The sequence below is a fragment of the Paraburkholderia sp. Ac-20342 genome (assembly GCF_017104985.1).
GTDB lineage: Bacteria > Pseudomonadota > Gammaproteobacteria > Burkholderiales > Burkholderiaceae > Paraburkholderia.
In genome coordinates this window covers 1-5,905 of the sequence record NZ_JAAGPQ010000171.1, presented here as the reverse complement: position 1 = coordinate 5,905, position 5,905 = coordinate 1, and the positions used below count along the sequence as shown (strand labels likewise).

Annotated in this window: 5 protein-coding genes; 3 read left to right on the top strand and 2 right to left on the bottom strand. The window is 67.3% G+C overall.

The genetic code is table 11. The annotated features are described in order from the left end of the window. From G3N58_RS33250 to def, 3 genes are all read left to right on the top strand, one after another. Nucleotides 1–880 (top strand): cell division protein ZipA C-terminal FtsZ-binding domain-containing protein (locus tag G3N58_RS33250; RefSeq protein ID WP_206001308.1); only part of this gene is annotated, 880 nt, incomplete at its 5' end. A gap of 285 nt (nucleotides 881–1,165) precedes the next feature. Beyond that, a complete protein-coding gene (gene ligA / locus G3N58_RS33245) occupies nucleotides 1,166–3,244 on the top strand; it encodes an NAD-dependent DNA ligase LigA (RefSeq protein WP_206001307.1) in 2,079 nt (692 codons plus the stop codon). Next, on the top strand, nucleotides 3,244–3,777 hold the full coding sequence (gene def / locus G3N58_RS33240) for a peptide deformylase (protein WP_205991143.1): 534 nt from the start codon (nucleotides 3,244–3,246) through the stop codon (nucleotides 3,775–3,777). Before ligA ends, def begins: the two co-directional genes overlap by 1 nt. A 113-nt stretch (nucleotides 3,778–3,890) precedes the next feature. On the opposite strand, the gene G3N58_RS33235 is transcribed toward def, so the two are convergent. Both G3N58_RS33235 and G3N58_RS34660 read right to left on the bottom strand, forming a co-directional pair. Further along, the gene (locus G3N58_RS33235; protein WP_346778317.1) at nucleotides 3,891–4,817 is read right to left on the bottom strand and encodes a pseudouridine synthase; all 927 of its coding nucleotides are present in this window, start codon (nucleotides 4,815–4,817) and stop codon (nucleotides 3,891–3,893) included. A 113-nt stretch (nucleotides 4,818–4,930) separates the two neighbouring features. Further along, on the bottom strand, nucleotides 4,931–5,905 hold a 975-nt coding region (locus tag G3N58_RS34660), incomplete at its 5' end, for a hypothetical protein (protein ID WP_346778316.1).

Sequence of the window (5,905 nt, the reverse complement as noted above, 5' to 3'; positions counted from 1 at the left end):
GCCCGCCGCGCAGGAGCGCGTCGAGCCGGTCCTGCCGGCCGCCACGACGATTTCGTCGGCGCCGCCTGCGATCGTCGATCGGCGCATCGACTGCATCGTGCCGATCCGTCTGAACGGCCCGGTGGCAGGCGACAAGGTAATCCCGCTCGCGCAGCGTCTGCGCCGCGCCGGCAGCAAGCCCGTGCATATCGAGGGCAAGCCCGAAGGTGGCGCCTGGGAGCTGCTGCAGAACGGCACGCGCTACGAGGAGCTGCGCGCGGCCGCGCAACTGGCGAACCGCAGCGGCGCGCTGAACGAACTCGAGTTTTCCGAATTCGTGACCGGCGTGCAGCAGTTCGCCGACGCGCTCGACGCGTCGCCCGAATTCCCCGACATGCTCGAAACCGTGGCGATGGCGCGCGAGCTCGACGGCTTTGCCGCGCAGTGCGACGCGCAACTGTCGATCAACGTGCTGTCCGACGGCGCGCCGTGGTCGGCCAACTACGTGCAGGCGGTCGCCTCGCAGGACGGCCTGCTGCTCTCGCGCGACGGCACGCGCTTCGTCAAACTTGATTCGCGGCAAAGCCCGGTGTTCATGCTGCAATTCGGCGACACCAACTTCCTGCGCGACGACCTCACGTACAAGGGCGGCGAGATGATTACGCTCGTGCTCGACGTGCCGGTTGCCGACGAAGACATCCTGCCGTTCCGGCTCATGTGCGATTACGCGAAGTCGCTCGCCGAGCGCATCGGCGGGCGCGTGGTCGACGATGGCCGCCGGCCCTTGCCGGAGAGCGCGCTGCTCGCCATCGAAAAGCAGCTGATGACGCTCTACGCGAAGCTCGAACAGGCCGGCATTCCGGCGGGTTCGCCGGCCACGCGGCGGCTGTTCAGCCAGTAAGCCGGCGCGCCATCCGCGTTGGGGCGAGACGGCCGCACGATGTGCGGCCGTTGTCGTTTGCGGCTTGGGCCGCGTGCGGCGATGCGTTGCGGCGATGCGTTGCGCCGGTGTGTGCAGGTGCGGTGGCAGGTACGTGGCAGGTGCGCGGGTCTTGACGGCACCCACAAAGCGCCCGAAGCAGCCATTCGAAGTACCCCTTCGACGCACCCATTCGGCCGATGTAAAGGGGCACGCTTCCTGCGATAATCCAAGGTCTGAATTTCACGTTGAGAAGCGTCCGACAGCATGGCCCGAACTCCCGTCCCCCCTTCTGCAACCAGCGCTCCGGCGGAGCGGGCCGCGTGGCTGCGCGCGGAACTCGAACGCGCGAATTACGCGTACTACGTGCTCGATCAGCCGGACCTGCCCGATGCCGAGTACGACAAGCTGTTCAAGGAACTGGAGGGCATCGAGGCCGAACATCCGGAGCTGATCGTGCCGGATTCGCCGACGCAGCGCGTCGGCGGCGAAGCGGCGAGCGGCTTCGAGCAGGTCGTGCACGATCAGCCGATGCTGTCGCTGAACAACGGTTTCACCGATGAAGACATCGTCGCGTTCGACAAGCGCGTCAGCGACGCGCTCGGCAAGAACGCGAGCGAGCCGCCGGTGCCGGCGGCGCATGTACTCGTCGAATACGCGGCCGAACTGAAGTTCGACGGTCTCGCGATCTCGCTGCGCTATGTCGACGGCGTGTTCGTGCAGGCCTCGACACGCGGCGACGGCACGACCGGCGAGAACGTCACAGGAAACGTCCGCACGATCCGCTCGATTCCGCTGAAGCTCAAGGGCAATCGCGTGCCGCGCGTGCTCGACGTGCGCGGCGAGGTGCTGATGTTCAAGCGCGATTTCGAGCGCCTGAACGAACGGCAGCGCGCGGCCGAACAGCGCGAATTCGCGAACCCGCGCAATGCGGCGGCGGGCAGCTTGCGCCAGCTCGATTCGAAGATCACCGCGCAGCGGCCGCTGTCGTTTTTCGCCTATGGCATTGGCGTGCTCGACGGCATCGAGATGCCGGCCACGCATAGCGAACTGCTCGACTGGTACAAGGAGATGGGCCTGCCGGTCAATAGCGAGCGCGCGGTCGTACAGGGCGCCGAAGGACTGCTCGGCTTTTTCCACGCGGTCGGCGAGAAGCGCGACACGCTGCCGTACGACATCGACGGCGTGGTCTACAAGGTCAACCGGCGCGACGAACAGGACGCGCTCGGCTTCGTGTCGCGCGCGCCGCGTTTCGCGCTTGCGCACAAATTTCCGGCTCAGGAAGCGCTGACGAAGCTCGTCGCGATCGACGTGCAGGTGGGCCGCACCGGCGCGATCACGCCGGTCGCGCGGCTCGAACCGGTGTTCGTCGGCGGCGCGACAGTTACGAACGCTACGCTGCACAACGAAGACGAAGTGCGCCGCAAGGACATCCGCATCGGCGATACGGTGATCGTGCGGCGTGCCGGCGACGTGATTCCCGAAGTGGTCAGCGCGCTGCTCGACCGGCGCCCGGCCGATGCGAGCGAGTTCGTGATGCCGACGCAGTGCCCGGTGTGCGGCTCCGCCATCGAGCGGCTGCCCGACGAGGCGATTGCGCGCTGCACGGGCGGGCTTTTCTGTCCGGCGCAGCGCAAGCAGGCGCTCTGGCACTTCGCGCAGCGGCGCGCGCTCGATATCGACGGCCTCGGCGAGAAGATCATCGATCAGCTGGTCGAGCAGAATCTCGTGCGCACGCCGGCCGATCTGTTCAATCTCGGTTTCGCGACACTCGCGGAACTCGACCGCTTCGCCGACAAATCGGCGCAGAATCTGCTCGACTCGCTCGAAAAAGCCAAGCACACGACGCTCGCGCGTTTCATTTACGCGCTCGGCATCCGGCACGTCGGCGAATCGACCGCGAAGGATCTCGCGAAGCATTTCGGCTCGCTGACCCCGATCATGGACGCGCCGCTCGAAGAACTGCTCGAAGTCAACGACGTCGGGCCGGTGGTCGCGGAATCGCTGCGCCAGTTCTTCGCCGAGGAGCACAACCGCACGGTGATCGAGCAGTTGCGCGCGCCGGGCAAGGTCACGTGGCCCGAGGGGCCGCCCGCGCCGAAGGCGCCGCAGGGCGTGCTGGCCGGGCAGACCGTGGTGCTGACGGGCACGCTGCCGAATCTGTCGCGCGAGGATGCGAAGGACATGCTCGAAGCGGCCGGCGCCAAAGTAGCGGGGTCGGTATCGAAGAAAACCAGTTACGTGGTGGCGGGCGCCGACGCGGGCAGCAAACTTGCGAAGGCCGAGGAACTCGGCATCCCCGTACTCGACGAAGATGGTATGCGCAAGCTCCTGGAGGGGCACTGATGATTCGCGAAATTCTCAAGATGGGCGATCCGCGTCTGTTGCAGATCGCCGAGCCGGTCGATCATTTCGACACGCCCGAGTTGCATGAGCTCGTGAAGGACATGTTCGAGACCATGCACGATGCGAACGGCGCGGGGCTTGCCGCGCCGCAGATCGGCGTCAACCTGCAGGTCGTGATTTTCGGCTTCGGCAAGAACGAACGCTATCCGGACGCGTCGCCGGTGCCGGAGACGGTGCTGATCAACCCGACCATCACGCCGGTTTCGCTCGACATGGAGGAGGGCTGGGAAGGCTGCCTGTCGGTGCCGGGGCTGCGCGGCGCGGTGAGCCGTTTGACGATGATCCGCTATCACGGCTTCGATCAGTTCGGCAATCCGATCGAGCGCGTCGCCGAGGGTTTTCACGCGCGCGTCGTGCAGCACGAATGCGATCACCTGATCGGCAAGCTGTATCCGATGCGGATCACCGATTTCTCGAAGTTCGGTTTTACCGAGATCCTGTTCCCGGACCTCGATCCGAATAGCGACGATTGAGGCTGTATAGCGCGGCGCGGGCGGCGGTTGCGGATTGCGAATAAAGCGTCGCCGGAAATGAAAAACCCCACGCGAAAGGCGTGGGGTTTTCGTTTGCGCAGGCACTCGCGGCGTCAGAACGACTCGTCTTCCGACAGATAGCGCCATTGGCCCGGCGGCAGCGCGCCGAGCACCACGCGGCCCATGCGCACACGCTTGAGGCCGATCACTTCGAGGCCGACCAGCTCGCACATGCGGCGAATCTGGCGCTTGCGGCCTTCGCGCAGCACGAAACGCAACTGCTCGCCGTTCTGCCAGTTCACCTGCGCGGGCTTCAGTTGCACGTCGTCGAGCGACAGGCCGTGGCATAGCAGCGCAAGCTTGTCCGCCGGGAAATGGCTCTCCACGTCGACCGTGTGCTCGCCATAGGCGACGCGCACGAGGTACTCCTTGTCGACATCCGAATGGCCGCCGATCAGCTGTTTCGCGATGCGGCCGTCCTGTGTCAGCACGAGCAGGCCTGTCGAGTCGATGTCGAGCCGTCCGGCCGGCGCGAGCTGGCGCAGATGCGAAACCGCGAAGCGGATGTCCGAGCGGTCGCCTTCCCAACGGTTCTCGGGCGTGACGAGCGTGATGGCCGGCTGATAACCGTCTTCGGCCTGACCCGACACGAGACCGACCGGCTTGTGGATCAGTACCGTCACCTGGCTCGATTGCGCGGCTTCGGCAGCCGGATCGATGTCGATGCGCTGATCCGGGAACACCTTGGTGCCGAGCGTATCGACGCGCTCGCCGTCGACCATGACCCAGCCTTTCTCGATCCATTCGTCGGCTTCGCGGCGCGAACACAGGCCGAGCTTGGACATCAGCTTCGACAGGCGCAGCATGCCCGGCGCGTCTTCCTGGTCGCGACGCGGGCGGCGCGGGGCGTCGCCCTCGGCGGTCGTGTCGAGGTCGTGGTCGTGATGTTCGCTGCGCGTGGCCGAGGCTCGCGCGGCTTTTTCGGGCCTGGCGGCGCGTGCGGGGCGGGCGTCGCTGAAGCGGCGTGTCGCCGACGGCACGGCTTTGTCGAAACCGCGCTCGGCGTTGCGGGCAGGGCGTTCGCCATACTCGCGCTTCGTCGGTGCCCGCTCATCGCGCGGCGTGCGCGCCGGACGTTCGGCATAGCCCTCTTTTACGGGCTTGGCGAAGCGGCGCTCGCCGCGCTCGAACGTGCCGCGCTCGCCTTCGAAGCGGCGCGGGCCTTCGCCGTCGCGGCGGGCCGGCGAACCGGCACGGTCGCTGCCGAAACGGGGGCGATCGGACGCATCGCGTTCGCGTCGCATCGGACGATCGTCGCGGGCTCTGCCTTCCGGCGCGCGGCCGGCGTTGTCCGCGCGTGAACCGCCGAATGGGCGGCGTTCGCCGTCATCGCGGCGCGGCGGGCGGTCGCCGAAACTGCGCGGGGCGCGACCCGTGCTGCCTTCGAACCGACGCGGTGCGCGTTCGGCACGATCACCGGCGTCGCGGCGGGGACCGCGCTCGCTACGATCGCTCGCACCTTCGAAGCGGCGAGGAGCCCGTTCGGAGCGCTCACCGCTGCTTTCAAATCGACGCGGCGCACGTTCGGCACGATCGCTGGCGTCGCGGCGGGGGCCACGCTCACCGCGATCGCTCGCACCGTCGAATCGGCGTGGAGCCCGTTCGGTGCGCTCACCGCTGCCTTCGAAGCGACGCGGTGCACGTTCGGCACGATCGCCGGCGTCGCGGCGGGGACCACGCTCGCCACGATCGCTCGCGCCTTCGAATCGGCGCGGAGCCCGTTCAGTGCGTTCACCACTGCCTTCAAATCGACGTGGTGCACGTTCGGCACGATCGCCGGCGTCGCGGCGGGGACCACGCTCACCACGATCGCTCGCGCCTTCGAATCGGCGCGGAGCCCGTTCAGTGCGTTCACCACTGCCTTCAAATCGACGTGGTGCACGTTCAGCACGATCGCCGACGTCGCGGCGGGGACCACGCTCACCGCGATCGCTCGCGCCTTCGAATCGGCGTGGAGCCCGTTCGGTGCGCTCACCGCTGCCTTCGAAGCGACGCGGTGCACGTTCGGCACGATCGCCGGCGTCGCGGCGGGGACCACGCTCGCCACGATCGCTCGCGCCTTCGAATC

What these genes read in the sequence shown, in the direction of transcription:
- ligA (WP_206001307.1), top strand. Translation starts at nt 1,166, where the DNA reads ATGGCCCGAACTCCCGTCCCCCCTTCTGCAACCAGCGCTCCGGCGGAG.
- def (WP_205991143.1), top strand. Translation starts at nt 3,244, where the DNA reads ATGATTCGCGAAATTCTCAAGATGGGCGATCCGCGTCTGTTGCAGATC.